Genomic DNA, 17238 nt, shown 5'->3' with positions numbered 1-17238 from the left:
TGTTCCACGTGTAACATTTCGTCGAACACCTTTTGTTTTTTAGAAGAATTATCGAAAGGAGCAATCAACGATGTTATTTGATACACATGCCCATTTAAATGCTGAACAATATAATGAAGACTTAGAGCAGGTGATCGAAAGAGCGAAAAGTGAAAAAGTCGAAAAAATCGTGGTGGTAGGGTTTGACCGCCCGACAATTACGAGAGCAATGGAATTAATTGAAGAGTATGATTTCATCTATGCAGCCATTGGCTGGCACCCAGTCGATGCCATTGATATGACAGATGAGGATTTGCTGTGGATCAAAGAATTATCTCAACATGAAAAAGTCGTTGCGATTGGAGAAATGGGTCTGGATTACTATTGGGACAAGTCGCCAAAAGATGTACAAAAGGAAGTCTTTAGACGTCAAATTGCTCTTGCGAAGGAAGTGAATCTTCCAATCATTATTCATAATCGTGACGCAACGGAAGATGTCGTGACGATCTTAAAGGAAGAGGGAGCGGCTGATGTTGGAGGGATTATGCATTGCTTTACGGGCAGCCTAGAAATCGCAAAAGCGTGTATGGATATGAACTTTTATATTTCATTCGGTGGACCCGTGACATTTAAAAATGCCAAAAAACCGAAGGAAGTTGTCAAGGACATACCAAGTGACCGGCTTTTAATTGAAACAGACTGCCCTTACTTAACGCCAGCGCCATTTAGAGGGAAACGTAACGAGCCAAGTTATGTGAAATATATCGCAGAACAGATCGCGGAGTTACGAGAAACAAGCTTTGAAGAGCTTGCTGAATTGACCACAAAAAATGCGAAAAAAGTTTTCGGTATAAACTGACAGTATATGATGTCAATCCTTGTTTAAGCTTGTCCAATTGTGAAACATAACGAAAATGTTCTACACGTTTGCGCCTCCTCATAGGATAAGTTGTCGATAAGTCTTTCTTCCCTTCCTTCCATCAATCTCCCATAATAGGGTTACAATCGAGCATTTTTGTACAGTGGGAGGAAGGGTTGACAGGTTTTGAGATACTCTATATAATCTCTCCGAGGAGAAGGAGGCGTTTTTCATCGTACAAAAAATGAAAAATCTGTTTTCTGTTAAGCTAGGAAAAGGCAAGGTTTTATTACTAGTTGTTTGCTTGCTTTTAGCTGGAACTGGGACGGCTTACGGTGCGCATGAGCTCACTAAGCAGTCTATTACCATTTCAATCAATGGTAAAGAGAAGACAATTCGTACACATGAAGAGACAGTAGCACAGCTGCTTTCAGACCTTGGAATAAAGACCAGGGCGGAGGATCATATCTCTCCAAGTCTAAATACAAAAATTGAAGACAACATGAACATTGTGTATGATGCGGCTATACCGGTTCATCTGACCCTAGATGGGAAAGAGAAAACGATATGGACAACAGATCAGACGGTTGGAGCATTATTGAAGAATGAGAAGATAGATATTGGGAAGCACGATCAAGTAACTCCAGGAAAGAATGACAAGATTAAAAAGGATATGAATCTTGTGGTTCAGCAGGCCTTCCAGGTCAGCGTAAATGATGGAGGAAAAGATAAAAAGGTGTGGACCACTTCGACTACGGTCGCTGACTTTTTAAAGCAACAAGAGCTGAGGCTCAAGAAGCACGATAAGATCAAGCCTGCGTTACATAGTCATATTTCTAAAAAAAGCGCAGATATCCAGATCACTCGGGTGGAAAAAGTCACCGATGTAGTGGAAGAGAAAATTGCTTTTGATACCAAACATAAAAAGGATCGTTCTCTTGAAAAAGGAAAAGAGAAGGTGCTTAAAAAAGGTGAAGAAGGTAAATTGAAGAAGCACTATGCCATTGTGAAAGAAAACGGCAAAGTGGTGTCTAAAGAATTGATTAAAGAAGTGACTGAAAAAGATAGCAAGGATCGTTTAGTGGCTATTGGTACACAAGTGTCCAATAAAGAGCCTAAAGCGACACCTGCCGTTTCAAGAAGCAATGAATCGTCTGGAAAAGAATTTTATGTGGCGTCGACAGCCTACACAGCGAGCTGTGCTGGATGTACTGGCAGAACGTCAACAGGCTTTGATTTAAAAGCAAATCCGGGTGCAAAGGTTATAGCAGTAGATCCGAGTGTCATTCCGCTAGGCTCTAAAGTGTATGTGGAAGGCTATGGATATGCCGTTGCATCAGACACTGGATCTGCTATAAAAGGGAATAAAATCGATGTGTTCGTCCCAAATAAGTCGGCAGCTTATCAATGGGGAAATAAACGAGTGAAAATTAGAGTACTCAAATAAACACATCCAATCATTTATATGAACAGAGGGCTTTGCGCACCCTCTGTTTTTTTGGTTATAATAGAAGCACTGTTTTCTAATTAATTAGACGCAAAAACAGCATGAAAGGTTTCATTTTTTAACCAAAAATTGTTTATTGTTTTTGCAAGCGGAGGAATACATGAAAATCAAAGAAATCATTGTGGTGGAAGGTCGTGATGACACTGCGAGAGTGAAGATGGCAGTTGATGCAGATACGATCGAAACAAACGGATCAGCTATTGGTGATACAGTTATTCAACAAGTGCGTCTTGCTCAGGAGACGAGAGGGGTCATTATTTTAACTGATCCTGATTTCCCTGGAGAGAAGATCCGGAAAACCATCGCAGAAGCGGTTCCTGGCTGTAAGCACGCATTTTTGCCAAAACATCTTGCGAAGGCGAAGCGGGACAAAGGAATTGGCGTCGAGCATGCTTCCTTGGACAGTATTCGAGAATGCCTAGCCCATGTCCATGAGGAAATGGAAGAATCGGAAAGTGACATTACATTAGATGACTTATTTGACGCAGGCCTTATCGGAGGCGAATCGTCGAAACGCCGCCGCGAACGACTAGGTGTGCTTTTAAATATAGGATATACCAATGCGAAGCAGCTGCAAAAGCGCCTTCACATGTTCCAAATAACCAAACATGATTTTATTGCGGCCTTAAAGACCGTCATGCAGGAGGAAGCCGATGAATAAAGATATTGCGACACCCATCAGAACGAAGGAAATACTGAAGAAATACGGTTTCTCTTTTAAAAAGAGCTTAGGGCAGAACTTTTTAATTGATACAAATATACTCGATCGTATTGTCGATCACGCAGAGGTGACGGATGAGACCGGCGTGATTGAGATTGGGCCTGGTATCGGTGCATTGACCGAGCAGCTCGCTAAGCGTGCAAAGAAAGTCACTGCTTTTGAAATCGATCAGCGTTTATTGCCCATTTTAAACGATACGCTTTCTCCATATGATAATGTCACGATCATTCATCAAGACGTATTAAAGGCGGATGTGAGGAAGGTCATTGAGGAAAATTTTGCTGACTGTAAAGAAGTGATGGTTGTCGCCAACCTTCCATATTACGTGACGACACCGATTATTATGAAGCTGCTTGAAGAAAACCTTCCATTGAAAGGGATTGTGGTCATGCTGCAAAAAGAAGTAGCAGATCGTATGGCAGCAGTCCCTTCATCAAAGGAATACAATTCGCTGTCTATCGCAGTTCAATACTATACGGAAGCGAAAACAGTAATGGTTGTGCCTAAAACTGTTTTTGTTCCACAGCCTAATGTGGATTCGGCTGTGATTAAACTAACCGTTCGTGAAACGCCTGCTGTCTCAGTAGAAAATGATGTGTTTTTCTTTCAATTGATCCGTGCGAGCTTTGGTCAGCGCCGAAAAACATTGATGAATAATCTCATGAACAATTTACCTGATGGAAAAAAACATAAAGCCATCATCGAAGAAGCACTTCAAACAGCAGACATTGATGGAAAGCGCCGCGGCGAGTCATTATCCATTGAGGAATTTGCCCGTTTGTCGAACGTTTTACAAAAAGCCCTGTCTTAAGGGCTTTTTTCTTTTGTTTTTCACCACTTTGTTCGTTCGGGCATAGGCTAGAAAGAACAGCACACATGAAAGAAGAACATATTTTAGCGTAAGACGATACCAACAGGATATGAGCCTGATTGTGGAGTGAAAAGCATGCAATTTCAAATAGGAGATATGGTGACAAGGGCATCCTATCAAATGGATATTATGTTTCGAATCATTCGAATTGATGAGACCGATCAGCACGAAGCCACCGCCATATTGCATGGGAATGAAGTGAGGCTGATTGCTGATGCCAAGGTGTCAGATCTCGTCAAGATTCAAAAAGAGGAACAGCTGACTAGAGAGAAGGATGACGAGCGAAAAATCAATGAATCGCTCGATTTACTAAGACAGGATTATCAGCTGCTGCGGGAAAAACAAGAGTATTATACTTCTGGACAATATCAGCATCAAGAGCAGTATTTTCACATGCCTGGAAAGGTCCTTCATTTAGATGGAGATGCTTCATACTTAAAGAAATGCTTAGATGTATATGAACGAATTGGTGTACCTGTGTATGGTGTACATTGCCATGAGAAGAAAATGCCAAGCATGATTGACTCGTTAATTGATCAATATCGACCTGATATTTTGGTCATCACAGGACATGATGCGTATTCCAAGCAAAAGGGCGGCGTACATGATATCGGTGCCTATCGCCATTCTCGTCATTTCGTTGAAACGGTTCAAAAAGCAAGACGGAAAATTCCTCATTTAGATCAGCTTGTGATCTTTGCAGGTGCCTGTCAATCTCATTTTGAATCATTGATCCAAGCAGGTGCCAATTTTGCGAGCTCGCCTTCACGTGTGAATATCCATGCGCTCGACCCCGTCTATATCGTTGCGAAGATCAGCTTCACTCCATTTGTAGATCGAATCAACGTGTGGGATGTGCTCCGAAATACATTAACAAGAGAAAAAGGCCTCGGAGGCATCGAGACGAAGGGTGTTCTAAGGGTAGGTATGCCATATAAAAGAGACCATGAATCGACATAACCCGACTGATTTCAGTCTGGTTTTTTTTATGTTCAAAAAGAAATTTCAAAAGGATACATAATTCACCGGAATTTGAGAAAAATAGGGAGAAGAAAAGGTAGAAGTTTGTCAAAATTATTTTGTTGACAATGGCTCGTGTTCGTTGATATAATTTAATTTTTATTTGACAAAAACGGGCCGTTGTTGTATAATTATCTCAGTGAGGTGGATGCAATGGCGAAGACTTTGTCCGACATCAAAAGATCGCTTGATGGTAACTTAGGTAAACGTTTGACGTTAAAGGCTAACGGGGGCCGCCGTAAAACAATTGAGCGTTCGGGCATTTTAGCTGAAACGTACCCTTCTGTATTTGTGATTCAATTAGATCAAGATGAGAATTCGTTTGAAAGAGTTTCTTATAGTTATGCAGATATACTGACTGAGACGGTCGAATTAACGTTCGATGATACCGCTAGCTCAGTCGCCTATTAATGGGCAGTGAACTTCTTGTTTACTGCTTTTTGTTTTGCCTTTTTTTCTGAATGGGAGTCTGTCCATTTTTTGAAAGGGGTAAAAGGAAGGAATCGATACAAAATAAGAAAGCCACACAAGCAGTGGCACTGATTCGAATTCTCGACTAAAGGGGCTGTTTCGTTTGGGTAGACGCCGAGGCATTATGTCAGATGAGTTCAAATACGAGCTGGCGAAGGATCTTGGATTTTATGATACCGTCAAAAATGGAGGCTGGGGAGAGATTCGTGCGCGTGACGCAGGTAATATGGTCAAACGTGCCATTGAATTAGCTCAACAGCACATGGCTCAGGATGAGAATCAACGATAGAAAAACGGTCAGGGATACCTCGGGTGTCTCTGGCTTTTTTTGATGAAAAAGTCAGTGTGCTCGGCGTAAAAGCCTATATTCATCAGATCCATCAAATGTGATACAATATTGATACTTATGTTTAGATGGAGAAGTAGGTGAAATGTTTGCGTATTTTAGAAAAAGCACCGGCAAAAATTAATCTCTCACTTGATGTTCATGGAAAAAGACCGGATGGATATCACGAAGTGGAGATGGTGATGACAACAATAGACCTTGCAGATCGACTAGAGCTGACGGAGCTGGACAAGGATGAAATCCGTGTATCATCTCATAATCGATTCGTGCCAGATGATCAGCGTAATTTGGCTTATCAGGCGGCTAAATTACTCAAAACAAGGTTCGGTATTCAAAAAGGTGTATCAATTGTCATCACAAAAGCAATTCCAGTCGCAGCAGGTTTAGCTGGGGGCAGCAGTGATGCGGCAGCAGCTCTTCGCGGCTTAAATCGTTTGTGGAAATTAAACCTCACGTTAGATGAACTAGCTGATCTTGGAGCGGAGATCGGCTCAGATGTGTCTTTTTGTGTACACGGAGGCACAGCACTAGCGACAGGACGTGGAGAAAAGCTGAAGCATATTGCGACACCGCCGCATTGCTGGGTGATTTTAGCGAAGCCGGTGATTGGGGTATCTACAGCTGAAGTCTATAGACAATATGACGCAAGCAAAGTAGAACACCCAAATGTAAAGCGTATGATTGAAGCGATTGAAGCGAAAGATTATAAAGAGATGTGCGGCTCACTCGGCAACGTTCTAGAGTCTGTGACATTAAAGATGTACCCAGAAGTAGATATGATCAAAAGACAGATGAAGCGTTTCGGTGCTGACGCTGTTTTAATGAGTGGAAGCGGCCCTACAGTATTTGGCTTGATTCAATATGAATCGAAGGTACAAAGAATATATAACGGACTGAGAGGATTTTGTGATCAAGTATACGCTGTCCGCATGATCGGCGAACAAAATGCCCTTGATTAAATCCGTATATTAAGTTATATTTATCATAAATTATTCGGGTTCTGGGGGTAAGTTCATGAAGTTTCGTCGAAGCGGCAGATTGGTGGACTTAACAAATTATTTGTTAGCCCACCCGCACGTACTAGTACCGTTAACTTTTTTTGCAGAAAGATATCAATCTGCGAAGTCCTCCATTAGTGAAGACTTAACGATAATCAAACAGACCTTCGAACAGCAGGGAATAGGCACATTGCTTACTGTACCTGGTGCTGCTGGCGGAGTGAAATATATTCCAAAGATTCACCTAAAAGAAGCAGACGACGTAGTAAACGATATCGGAGAGGCTCTATCGACTCCTGAACGTGTACTTCCTGGCGGTTATTTATATTTAACCGATGTTTTAGGGAATCCATCAATTCTTGCGAAAATCGGTAAGCTGTTTGCGACCATCTTTGCAGACCGTGCGATTGATGTCGTCATGACCGTTGCGACAAAGGGTATTCCAATTGCCTATTCTGTTGCGGGTTATTTAAATGTGCCTGTTGTGATCGTTAGAAAAGATAATAAGGTAACCGAAGGATCAACTGTAAGTATTAACTACGCGTCAGGTTCGTCTAACCGAATTCAAACCATGTCACTTGCAAAGCGGAGTTTAGATAAAGGATCCAATGTCCTAATCATTGATGACTTTATGAAAGCGGGCGGAACCATTAACGGCATGATGAATTTGCTTGAGGAATTTAATGCAAATGTTGCAGGGATCGGTGTTCTTTTAGAAGATGAAGGCGTAAATGAACGTCTCGTTGATGAATATGTATCGCTTTTAAAGCTTTCAACCATTGATATGAAGCAGAAGATCATTGAGATCAATGAAGGCAATTTCCACGAGTTTTTTCATTCGAAAGCTTAAGCTTTGATCAAACATGTAGTTGAATGGGAGAGATTGATATGACAAAAGTTGTTCAAACCAAACATGCACCAGCAGCCATTGGACCTTACTCTCAAGGGATTATTGTCAATAACATGTTTTACAGCTCAGGGCAGATTCCATTAACGCCAGCTGGAGACTTTGTAAATGGAGATATTAAAGAACAAACACATCAAGTCTTCCGTAATCTTGAGGCCGTACTTGAAGCAGCAGGTGCTTCCTTTGAGACAGTCGTGAAAGCAACAGTTTTTATCAAAGATATGGAACAATTCGCAGAAGTAAATGAAGTGTACGGTGAGTATTTCCATACACATAAGCCAGCTCGTTCATGTGTGGAAGTAGCAAGACTTCCTAAGGATGCACTCATAGAAATTGAAGTGATTGCATTAGTAAAGTAAACAGGCAGTCTCAACGAAAGCCGTTTGGTTTCATCATATGCAGGAAAAGACATCATCATGATGTCTTTTTTTCACGCAGAGAATGTAAGCGCCGTCACCAAAATGACAAATAATGTATAAATATCCCGATATTTCAAAAAAAGTTTAAAAAAAGAGCAGGAGAATCACCACAATCGTTGAATACCTAAGTAATGCTTTTATATTGGGAAAAGGTGGTGAACTACTGTGGAAGTTACTGACGTAAGATTACGCCGCGTGAATACCGATGGTCGCATGAGGGCGATTGCATCCATCACGCTGGACCACGAATTTGTTGTTCATGATATTCGTGTGATTGATGGAAACAATGGGTTGTTTGTGGCAATGCCTAGCAAACGCACGCCTGATGGAGAGTTTCGCGATATTGCACACCCAATTAATTCAGGTACTCGGGGTAAAATCCAAGATGCTGTATTAAATGAATATCATCGCTTAGGCGAAGAGGAAGAAACAATTGAATATGAAGAAGCTGGAGCTTCTTAATCATATGTGAATCCAAAAAGACAGCTTTAAGAGAAAATGGAATGTTTTCTTTTAAATGCTGTCTTTTTTGCGTTTTTTCTCTTGTTTCTTATGTCTTTCATCCATTAGAAAATTATTGCACTTCCTCTTGTATCCTTGAAATCAGTCCTTATTTAGGATATATTTTTCTATGGATAATAGGGATATTGGAGGCCAATCAATGGATAAGCGGTTCGCAGTGATTTTAGCAGCGGGAAAAGGAACGAGAATGAAGTCAAAGCTATACAAAGTACTTCATCCAGTTTGCGGAAAGCCAATGGTCGAGCATGTGGCAGATGAAGCGTTAAAGCTTTCTTTAGCCAAGCTAGTGACGATCGTCGGTCATGGAGCAGAGAACGTCAAAGAGCAGCTTGGAGACAGAAGTGAGTATGCACTTCAAGAAGAACAGCTGGGAACAGCACATGCCGTCAAACAAGCAAAGTCGTTCCTTGCGCAGGAAAAGGGAACAACCATTGTCATTTGTGGTGATACGCCATTATTGACAGCGGAAACAATGGAAGCTATGTTGAGCGAGCATCAAAAACATCAAGCCAAAGTCACTATTTTAACAGCACATGCGGATGACCCGACAGGTTATGGTCGTATTATTCGTGACGAAACCGGTGCTGTCGTGAAAATTGTGGAGCATAAAGATGCAAATGATGCGGAACGTCAAGTGAATGAAATTAATACAGGGACCTATTGTTTTTCAAATGAAGATCTCTTCCGTGTGATTGAGCAAGTATCGAATGAAAATGCACAGGGTGAATACTATTTGCCAGACGTCATTGAAATTTTAAAGAATGAAGGGCAAACGGTTGCAGCATATCAAACACCGCATTTTGAAGAAACACTTGGAGTCAATGATCGTATCGCTCTATCACAAGCAGAGCAATTCATGAAGCGACGTATTAATCATCAGCATATGAAGAATGGTGTGACCTTGATTGATCCTGAGAACACGTATATTTCACCAGATGCTGTCATCGGTGAAGATACAATCATTTATCCTGGGACGGTCATCAAAGGGAATGTAAAAATCGGTGCAGACGCTACTATTGGGCCAAACACTGAAATTGTTGACAGCATCGTCGGAGATCGCACAGTGATTAAGCAATCTGTCGTCTGCGATAGTGAGGTTGGAGTCGATGTGACAATTGGGCCGTTTGCTCATATTCGCCCGTTGTCGAAAATTGGCGATGAAGTGAAGATCGGGAATTTTGTCGAAATCAAGAAAACGGTTTTCGGTGACCGCAGCAAAGCATCTCATCTAAGCTATATTGGAGATGCAGAGGTCGGAACTGATGTAAACCTTGGCTGTGGATCTATTACAGTCAACTATGATGGGAAGAACAAATTCTTAACGAAGATTGAAGATGGCGCTTTTATTGGCTGTAATTCAAATCTCGTAGCACCAGTCACTGTCGGAAAAGGGGCATATGTTGCAGCTGGTTCAACGGTTACAGAAGATGTACCGCAGGATGCATTGTCTATTGCTAGAGCAAGACAAGTCAATAAAGAAGATTATGTGAAAAATATTCATAAAAAATAATCCAAATACCCGGAGGTTTACCATGTCTAATCGTTATGCTGATGCGAATTTAAAGATATTCTCTTTGAATTCAAACCCTGAACTTGCTAAAGAAATTGCCGATCGTATCGGAGTTGATGTAGGAAAGAGCTCTGTTAAACGCTTTAGTGACGGTGAAGTCCAAATCAATATTGAAGAAAGTATTCGCGGCTGTGATTGTTATGTCATTCAATCAACGAGTGCGCCAGTCAATGAGCACATTATGGAACTGCTCATTATGGTGGATGCACTAAAACGCGCTTCTGCGAAAACGGTCAATATTGTGATCCCTTATTACGGATATGCACGTCAAGATCGTAAGGCAAAACCTCGTGAGCCAATCACTGCGAAGCTTTTTGCGAACTTGCTTGAAACAGCAGGTGCTACTCGTGTCATTGCACTTGATCTTCATGCGCCGCAGATCCAAGGTTTCTTTGATATTCCAATCGATAACTTAATGGCTGTGCCAATCTTAACAAACTATTTCGAACAGAAAAATTTGAATGATATCGTCGTTGTGTCTCCAGACCACGGTGGTGTGACACGTGCGCGTAAAATGGCAGACCGCCTGAAAGCGCCAATCGCTATTATCGACAAACGTCGTCCGAAGCCAAATGTTGCTGAAGTGATGAACATCATTGGTAACATTGAAGGCAAAACGGCGATTCTCATCGATGATATCATTGATACGGCTGGTACCATTACACTTGCTGCAAATGCACTTGTGGAAAATGGAGCGGCTGAAGTATATGCTTGCTGTACTCACCCAGTATTGTCTGGACCAGCAGTAGAACGTATCACAAATTCTAAAATAAAAGAATTGGTTGTGACAAACAGTATTCACTTAACAGATGACAAGAAAGTTGAAAAATTCATTCCGCTTTCAGTTGGGCCTTTGCTAGCAGAAGCCATCATCCGTGTACATGAAGAAGAATCTGTGAGCTACCTTTTTAGCTAATTTTCTGATTAAAAAAGGCCCTAGGCATCAGCTTGGGGTCTTTTTGCTGTCATCATTCAGAGCAAATAGGTTTAAAATGATTCACTTATGGGTAATTATGAGAGTAGTGACAAAAATGAAATAGGATGGTGCTGAATATGGCAACTTTAAAAGCAAATAAAAGAACTGATTTCAAACGTTCCACACTGCAAAAAATCCGTCATTCAGGACACGTTCCTGGTGTCATATACGGAAAAAATACAGACAACCTGGCTGTTTCACTAGACAGCATCGATTTATTAAAGACCTTACGTGATGAAGGAAAGAATACAATCATCACATTAGACGTGAACGGTGAAACAAAATCCGTGATGGTCACAGAATTACAAACAGATCCGCTGAAAAATGAGCTTGTCCATGCAGATTTCCAAGTGGTCGACTTACAGCGTGAAATTGAAGCAGATGTACCTGTCCAGCTGATTGGCGAATCTAAAGGGGTAAAAGATGGCGGTGTGCTTCAGCAGCCACTATTTGAACTATCCATTACAGCGAAACCAAAAGATATCCCGCAGCATATTGAAGCAGATATTACAAACTTAGAAGTAAATGATGTCCTAACAGTCGCTGATTTGTCTGTTCAGTCATCATATCAAGTGAATAACGATCCAGAAGAAGTCGTTGCATCCATTTTGCCGCCTCAGCAATCAGAGGTTCCTGAGCCAGATAGCGAAGACGAACCAAAAGAACCTGAGGCCATTAAAGAAAAGGATAACGATGGAGAATAACTGGTCATTTAGAGACGTAACCCTCCCGCGGTTGCGTCTTTTGTGCTAGAATGAAAAGAATTCATACGTTATTACATGGGGCAATCCTATTGGCTCATTTTTTAGGCGTGTGCTTTGTGACAAAGGAGGTTATTGGTTTCATGATTGCATTCGTTGGATTAGGTAATCCAGGAAAAGAATATGAAAAAACAAGACATAATGTCGGGTTTATGACAATAGATGAATTATCGAAAAAATGGGACATCCCCTTAAATCAATCAAAATTCCATGGACAATTTGGAACAGGGTTGGTTTCAGGGCAAAAGGTTCTACTTGTAAAGCCGCTTACATATATGAACTTATCAGGAGAATGCGTGCGTCCGCTAATGGATTACTATGATATTCCACTTGAACATTTGAAAGTCATCTATGATGATCTTGATTTGCCAACTGGGCGGATTCGTTTGCGTACAAAAGGAAGTGCAGGCGGGCATAATGGAATCAAATCGTTGATTCAGCATTTAGGGTCACCTGAGTTTGACCGATTCCGTATCGGCATTGGACGTCCTCAAAATGGCATGAAGGTCGTCGATTACGTGCTAGGACGCTTTTCTGAAGAGGAGCAGCCTGACATTGCATCAGCCATTCAGGCGTCTGTCGAAGCTTGCGAGGCGGCTTTAACAAAGCCATTTTTAGAAGTGATGAATGATTTTAACAAGAAGGTATAAGAATGATAAGCAAAGCACATACTGATTATAAAATCTCAGCATGGGAGGATCACGTATGGCTTTGCATTATTACTGCCGGCATTGTGGTGTAAAGGTTGGCAGTCTAGATGAATCCGCTGTTCAAAGTGAAGCACTTGGATTTCATCACTTAACAAATGAGGAAAGAAACGATATGATTTCTTATAGGGAAAATGGTGATCTACATGTACAAACCATTTGTGAGGATTGCCAAGAGGCGCTCGAAAGAAATCCTGATTACCATCAGTATCATACCTTTATTCAATAAAAAGCTTTGGTGTAGATAATAGACCAAAGCGTTTTTCTGTTTTAAACAAGCAGGGAGGAGGAGCCAAATGAAAAATATACAATCATTTATCAAACAAAGTGATGATTTTCAGTCCATTTTTAATGGGCTAAAGGAAGGGTTAAAAGAACAGCTGCTCGCCGGACTATCAGGCTCCGTCAGATCTTTATTTACAGCCGCTATATCAGACGAACTTAAGCGGCCGATGTTTATTGTGACTCACAACTTGTATCAAGCGCAGAAGGTAACAGATGATCTTGCCAGTGTGATTTCAGATCGCTCGGTCCTTCTTTATCCTGTTAATGAACTCATTGCTTCAGAAATTGCCGTTGCCAGCCCTGAGCTCAGAGCACAGCGTCTAGATGTTCTGAACCGGCTGGCGAATGGAGAAAACCCCATTATCGTCACACCGGCTGCAGCGGTGCGCAGAATGCTTCCGCCAGTTGAGCTCTGGAAGGAGAGTCAGATCCATTTAAAGCTCGGTGAAGAAATTGATTTGGAGGCGTTTTCAAAACAACTTGTACAAATCGGTTATGACCGGACGTCGATGGTTGCTGCGCCCGGAGATTTTAGTGTGCGCGGAGGAATCATTGATATTTATTCGTTAACGGAAGATCATCCGATCCGTATTGAGCTGTTTGATACAGAAGTAGACTCGATTCGAACGTTCCACTCAGATACACAGCGTTCATTAGAAACACTTCAAGAGATTAAAATCGGTCCCGCAAAAGAGCTGATTGTGAGAGGTCCTGAACGAGTGAGAGCCATTGAACAGCTTGATCAAGGACTTGCGAAGAGCTTAAAGAAATTTAACTCAGACCAGCAAAAAGAACTGCTTCATCAACATATTTCTGCTGATCGAGAGAAGCTGCTAGAAGGTATCGTGACACAGGAAATGACGAAGTACCTGTCCTATTTCTATGAAAAGCCTGCTAGTTTGCTAGATTACACATCACAGGATACGATTATTATTTTAGATGAAATTAGCAGAATTCAGGAGATGGAAGAACAGCTTGAACAGGAAGAAGCTGATTGGACAATTAGCCTGCTTGAAGAAGGCAATATCCTTCATGATTTATCCCTTTCTTTCCCGTTCCAACAACTGATCAATCAGCAATCGCGGTCTATTCTGTACTACTCCTTGTTCTTGAGACATGTCCAGCAGACAAATCCGCAAAATATCGTCAATGTATCTAGTAAGCAAATGCAGAATTTCCACGGGCAGATGAATGTGCTTGCGAGTGAAATTGAACGCTACAAAAAACAACAATATACAGTTGTCTTCTTAGGTGCGGATGAAGAGCGGACAGATAAACTATCTTCTGTCTTACATGATTATGACATTGAAGCCGCTCTTGCCAAGCCGGACGCCGAGCTTGTAAGCGGACAGGTGTATATTTTACAAGGTGAGCTGCAAACAGGCTTTGAACTGCCGTTATCGAAAATTGCCGTGATCACAGAAGGCGAGCTCTTCAAGAAACGTGTGAAGAAGCAGGCACGTAAGCAAAAGCTGACCAATGCAGAGCGAATTAAGAGCTATTCAGAGCTTCAAGTCGGCGATTATGTGGTGCACATTAACCACGGGATCGGTAAGTATTTAGGAATTGAAACGCTTGAAATCGGCGGCATTCATAAAGATTATTTAAATATTCATTATCAAGGAAGCGACAAGCTTTATGTACCGGTTGAACAAATTGATCAGGTGCAGAAGTATGTCGGATCAGAAGGTAAAGAACCAAAGTTGTACAAACTAGGCGGCAGCGATTGGAAACGTGTGAAGAAAAAAGTGGAAACATCTGTACAGGACATCGCAGATGATCTCATTAAGCTGTATGCGGAACGTGAGGCAAGCAAAGGGTATGCCTTCTCGCCTGATCATGAGATGCAGCGCCAGTTTGAATCAGCGTTCCCTTACCAGGAAACAGATGATCAAATCCGTTCGATTCACGAAATCAAACAAGACATGGAGCGGGAGCGTCCAATGGACCGCCTGCTTTGTGGAGATGTGGGATATGGAAAAACAGAAGTGGCGATTCGAGCGGCCTTCAAAGCCATTGCTGACGGAAAACAGGTTGCTCTGCTTGTACCGACAACCATCTTAGCGCAGCAGCATTTTGACACGATTATGGACCGATTCCAAGACTACCCTGTCAAAATCGCTCAGCTGAGCCGTTTCCGTACAAGAAAAGAAACAACCGAAACGTTAAAAGGGCTGAAAAACGGAACGATTGATATGGTCATCGGCACACACCGTTTGCTTTCTAAAGATATTGTCTATAAAGACTTAGGTTTGTTGATCATTGACGAAGAGCAGCGTTTTGGTGTGACGCATAAAGAGAAAATTAAACAGATGAAAGCCAATATCGATGTACTGACATTAACGGCTACGCCAATTCCGCGTACGCTGCATATGTCTATGCTTGGCGTACGGGATTTATCGGTTATTGAGACACCGCCTGAAAACCGTTTCCCTGTTCAAACCTATGTGGTTGAGTACAATGGCGCTTTAGTCAGAGAAGCGATTGAGCGAGAACTAGCACGCGGCGGTCAAGTGTACTTTCTTTACAACCGTGTTGAAGATATTGAACGCAAAGCAGATGAAATCTCCATGCTAGTCCCAGACGCGAAAGTCAGCTATGCACATGGGAAAATGAGTGAGAACGAGCTGGAATCAGTGATGATCAATTTCCTTGAAGGTGAATCAGATGTATTGGTCAGTACCACCATCATTGAAACGGGAGTCGACATTCCAAATGTGAACACGCTCATCGTCCACGATGCGGATAAAATGGGGCTTTCTCAGCTGTACCAGCTAAGAGGACGAGTAGGACGTTCGAATCGTGTCGCATATGCTTATTTCACGTATCGAAAAGATAAAGTTCTGTCTGAAGTAGCAGAGAAGAGACTTCAAGCTATTAAAGAATTCACAGAGCTCGGATCAGGATTTAAAATTGCGATGCGTGATTTAACGATTCGAGGAGCAGGAAATTTACTTGGTGCACAGCAGCATGGATTCATTGATTCTGTTGGATTCGACCTCTATTCTCAAATGCTGAAAGAAGCCATTGAGGAAAGAAGAGGCGATACAACGGCTCAAGATAAATTCGAACCGGAAATCGATCTGCAAATCGATGCCTACATCCCGGACACTTACATTGCGGATGGGAAGCAAAAGATCGAGATGTATAAACAGTTCAGAGCGATTGGATCAATCGAAGAGCGAAAAGAGCTTCAAGATGAAATGATCGACCGATTTGGTGAATATCCGCAAGAAGTGGCGGACTTGTTCACGATTGCGACGATGAAAGTATACGCAGTGCAGGAACGTGTCGAACTGATCAAGATGGAGAAAGGCATTGTCAGGCTTACTCTTGAAGAGCAAGCAAGCAGTGAAATCGACGGTCAAAAATTATTTGCGCTCAGCAGTAAATATGGTCGTGATATAGGCTTGGGAATGGAAGGCAGCAAGCTGATTATTTCTGTTCAAACGAAAGGCAAGAAGACTGAGGAATGGCTTGAGATCGTTCTGAATATGCTTCGAGGCCTTCAAGAAGTGAAAAAAGAAACCATTCCATCTTCATAAAATTTTGTTTGTCTCTCGTGTATATTACGTTTGATGTGACGGATACTAAACTCAGGGTCAAGTGGTGAATGTTGCATAAAGTGGACGCTTTTGTTCCATTCACCCAACACATCATCAAACGAAAGAGAGGCAGCAGTGAATGAAAGCAACTGGAATTGTACGCCGCATCGATGATCTAGGTAGAGTGGTTATTCCGAAGGAGATTCGCAGAACATTGCGCATCCGGGAAGGAGATCCGCTTGAGATTTTCGTCGACCGCGATGGAGAAGTGATTTTGAAGAAATATTCGCCGATTAGTGAGCTAGGAGACTTTGCGAAGGAATATGCTGATGCATTATTCGACAGTTTGGGTCATTCCATCCTGATCTGTGATCGAGATACGTATATTGCTGTATCCGGCAGTTCGAAAAAAGAGTACTTAAACAAATCCATCAGTGATTTACTTGAACGAACAATGGACCAGCGTAATTCTGTATTAGAAGAAAGCAAAAAAGAAATTCAACTTGTCGATGGTATTGATGATGACGTATCTGCTTATACCATTGCACCTATTGTTGCAAACGGAGATCCTATTGGCGCCGTCGTCTTATTTTCTAAAGAGCGTTCAATGGGAGAAGTGGAGCATAAAGCGGCAGAAACGGCAGCTGGCTTCTTAGCCCGTCAAATGGAACATTAGGTCTAATAATTCTATATCATATAGATAAAACGAAAGAATGCCGATGAAATCATTTGATTTTGTCGGCGTTTTTTATATGGGATGAAACAAAACGAGGA

Annotated in this window: 18 protein-coding genes; all 18 read left to right on the top strand. The window is 41.8% G+C overall.

From position 1 onward, the window contains the following. The first annotated feature begins 70 nt into the window (after positions 1-70). The 18 genes from ACSSTM_RS11530 to spoVT all read left to right on the top strand — a co-directional run bounded on the left by ACSSTM_RS11530 (position 71) and on the right by spoVT (position 17140). Entirely contained in the window at positions 71-838 is a 768-nt protein-coding gene (locus ACSSTM_RS11530; protein ID WP_034665688.1) for a TatD family hydrolase, read from the top strand. 244 nt (positions 839-1082) lie between these two features. Then, a complete protein-coding gene (locus tag ACSSTM_RS11525) occupies positions 1083-2285 on the top strand; it encodes a G5 and 3D domain-containing protein (protein ID WP_106038597.1) in 1203 nt (400 codons plus the stop codon). Positions 2286-2445: 160 nt separating this feature from the next. Further along, entirely contained in the window at positions 2446-3006 is a 561-nt protein-coding gene (gene rnmV / locus ACSSTM_RS11520) for a ribonuclease M5 (RefSeq protein ID WP_095286198.1), read from the top strand. Continuing rightward, positions 2999-3877, top strand: coding sequence for a 16S rRNA (adenine(1518)-N(6)/adenine(1519)-N(6))-dimethyltransferase RsmA (gene rsmA / locus ACSSTM_RS11515; protein WP_095286199.1), 879 nt, complete (start codon positions 2999-3001; stop codon positions 3875-3877). The genes rnmV and rsmA overlap by 8 nt, the downstream gene beginning before the upstream one ends. 135 nt (positions 3878-4012) lie before the next feature. Next, a complete protein-coding gene (yabG, locus tag ACSSTM_RS11510) occupies positions 4013-4897 on the top strand; it encodes a sporulation peptidase YabG (RefSeq protein ID WP_095286200.1) in 885 nt (294 codons plus the stop codon). A gap of 213 nt (positions 4898-5110) precedes the next feature. Next, positions 5111-5368, top strand: a complete 258-nt coding sequence (gene veg / locus ACSSTM_RS11505) for a biofilm formation stimulator Veg (RefSeq protein WP_003217979.1) — start codon at positions 5111-5113, stop codon at positions 5366-5368. Between the two features lie 163 nt (positions 5369-5531). Further along, a complete protein-coding gene (locus ACSSTM_RS11500) occupies positions 5532-5717 on the top strand; it encodes a small, acid-soluble spore protein, alpha/beta type (protein ID WP_012008653.1) in 186 nt (61 codons plus the stop codon). A 146-nt stretch (positions 5718-5863) separates the two neighbouring features. Next, positions 5864-6733, top strand: coding sequence for a 4-(cytidine 5'-diphospho)-2-C-methyl-D-erythritol kinase (gene ispE / locus ACSSTM_RS11495; RefSeq protein WP_034665703.1), 870 nt, complete (start codon positions 5864-5866; stop codon positions 6731-6733). 55 nt (positions 6734-6788) lie between these two features. Continuing rightward, on the top strand, positions 6789-7622 hold the full coding sequence (purR, locus tag ACSSTM_RS11490) for a pur operon repressor (RefSeq protein ID WP_034665706.1): 834 nt from the start codon (positions 6789-6791) through the stop codon (positions 7620-7622). Between the two features lie 38 nt (positions 7623-7660). Next, positions 7661-8038: a 2-iminobutanoate/2-iminopropanoate deaminase gene (ridA, locus tag ACSSTM_RS11485; protein WP_334750979.1), complete on the top strand. Its 378-nt coding sequence runs from the start codon at positions 7661-7663 to the stop codon at positions 8036-8038. A gap of 225 nt (positions 8039-8263) precedes the next feature. Beyond that, the gene (spoVG, locus tag ACSSTM_RS11480; RefSeq protein ID WP_034324487.1) at positions 8264-8560 is read left to right on the top strand and encodes a septation regulator SpoVG; all 297 of its coding nucleotides are present in this window, start codon (positions 8264-8266) and stop codon (positions 8558-8560) included. Between the two features lie 199 nt (positions 8561-8759). Beyond that, on the top strand, positions 8760-10130 hold the full coding sequence (gene glmU / locus ACSSTM_RS11475) for a bifunctional UDP-N-acetylglucosamine diphosphorylase/glucosamine-1-phosphate N-acetyltransferase GlmU (RefSeq protein ID WP_034665711.1): 1371 nt from the start codon (positions 8760-8762) through the stop codon (positions 10128-10130). A gap of 22 nt (positions 10131-10152) precedes the next feature. Beyond that, positions 10153-11106 (top strand): ribose-phosphate diphosphokinase, encoded by a 954-nt coding sequence (locus ACSSTM_RS11470; protein WP_034665714.1) that lies wholly within the window; start codon positions 10153-10155, stop codon positions 11104-11106. A gap of 137 nt (positions 11107-11243) precedes the next feature. Beyond that, on the top strand, positions 11244-11870 hold the full coding sequence (locus tag ACSSTM_RS11465) for a 50S ribosomal protein L25/general stress protein Ctc (RefSeq protein WP_034665719.1): 627 nt from the start codon (positions 11244-11246) through the stop codon (positions 11868-11870). 140 nt (positions 11871-12010) lie between these two features. Next, positions 12011-12577 carry an aminoacyl-tRNA hydrolase gene (gene pth / locus ACSSTM_RS11460; RefSeq protein WP_437404178.1) on the top strand — a complete coding sequence of 189 codons (567 nt, stop codon included), beginning with the start codon at positions 12011-12013 and terminating at the stop codon, positions 12575-12577. 55 nt (positions 12578-12632) lie between these two features. Beyond that, positions 12633-12863 (top strand): anti-sigma-F factor Fin family protein, encoded by a 231-nt coding sequence (locus ACSSTM_RS11455; RefSeq protein WP_003217967.1) that lies wholly within the window; start codon positions 12633-12635, stop codon positions 12861-12863. 67 nt (positions 12864-12930) lie between these two features. Then, positions 12931-16464: a transcription-repair coupling factor gene (gene mfd, locus ACSSTM_RS11450; protein WP_034665723.1), complete on the top strand. Its 3534-nt coding sequence runs from the start codon at positions 12931-12933 to the stop codon at positions 16462-16464. Between the two features lie 139 nt (positions 16465-16603). Continuing rightward, on the top strand, positions 16604-17140 hold the full coding sequence (spoVT, locus tag ACSSTM_RS11445; RefSeq protein ID WP_003217990.1) for a stage V sporulation protein T: 537 nt from the start codon (positions 16604-16606) through the stop codon (positions 17138-17140). Positions 17141-17238: the final 98 nt, after the last annotated feature.

The organism is Bacillus sp. RK1064, from assembly GCF_051488405.1.
In the GTDB taxonomy this organism is placed as follows: Bacteria; Bacillota; Bacilli; order Bacillales; family Bacillaceae; genus Bacillus.
Note: the sequence above shows the minus strand (reverse complement) of the source record. Positions and strands in the feature narration are given on the sequence as shown.

Bases quoted from the DNA above. Each gene is read 5' to 3' on its own strand.
- glmU (WP_034665711.1), top strand. From the start codon at position 8,760: ATGGATAAGCGGTTCGCAGTGATTTTAGCAGCGGGAAAAGGAACGAGA.
- pth (WP_437404178.1), top strand. From the start codon at position 12,011: ATGATTGCATTCGTTGGATTAGGTAATCCAGGAAAAGAATATGAAAAA.
- yabG (WP_095286200.1), top strand. From the start codon at position 4,013: ATGCAATTTCAAATAGGAGATATGGTGACAAGGGCATCCTATCAAATG.
- rsmA (WP_095286199.1), top strand. From the start codon at position 2,999: ATGAATAAAGATATTGCGACACCCATCAGAACGAAGGAAATACTGAAG.
- veg (WP_003217979.1), top strand. From the start codon at position 5,111: ATGGCGAAGACTTTGTCCGACATCAAAAGATCGCTTGATGGTAACTTA.
- mfd (WP_034665723.1), top strand. From the start codon at position 12,931: ATGAAAAATATACAATCATTTATCAAACAAAGTGATGATTTTCAGTCC.
- ridA (WP_334750979.1), top strand. From the start codon at position 7,661: ATGACAAAAGTTGTTCAAACCAAACATGCACCAGCAGCCATTGGACCT.
- ACSSTM_RS11465 (WP_034665719.1), top strand. From the start codon at position 11,244: ATGGCAACTTTAAAAGCAAATAAAAGAACTGATTTCAAACGTTCCACA.
- ACSSTM_RS11525 (WP_106038597.1), top strand. From the start codon at position 1,083: ATGAAAAATCTGTTTTCTGTTAAGCTAGGAAAAGGCAAGGTTTTATTA.
- spoVT (WP_003217990.1), top strand. From the start codon at position 16,604: ATGAAAGCAACTGGAATTGTACGCCGCATCGATGATCTAGGTAGAGTG.
- purR (WP_034665706.1), top strand. From the start codon at position 6,789: ATGAAGTTTCGTCGAAGCGGCAGATTGGTGGACTTAACAAATTATTTG.
- rnmV (WP_095286198.1), top strand. From the start codon at position 2,446: ATGAAAATCAAAGAAATCATTGTGGTGGAAGGTCGTGATGACACTGCG.
- ACSSTM_RS11455 (WP_003217967.1), top strand. From the start codon at position 12,633: ATGGCTTTGCATTATTACTGCCGGCATTGTGGTGTAAAGGTTGGCAGT.
- ACSSTM_RS11530 (WP_034665688.1), top strand. From the start codon at position 71: ATGTTATTTGATACACATGCCCATTTAAATGCTGAACAATATAATGAA.
- ACSSTM_RS11470 (WP_034665714.1), top strand. From the start codon at position 10,153: ATGTCTAATCGTTATGCTGATGCGAATTTAAAGATATTCTCTTTGAAT.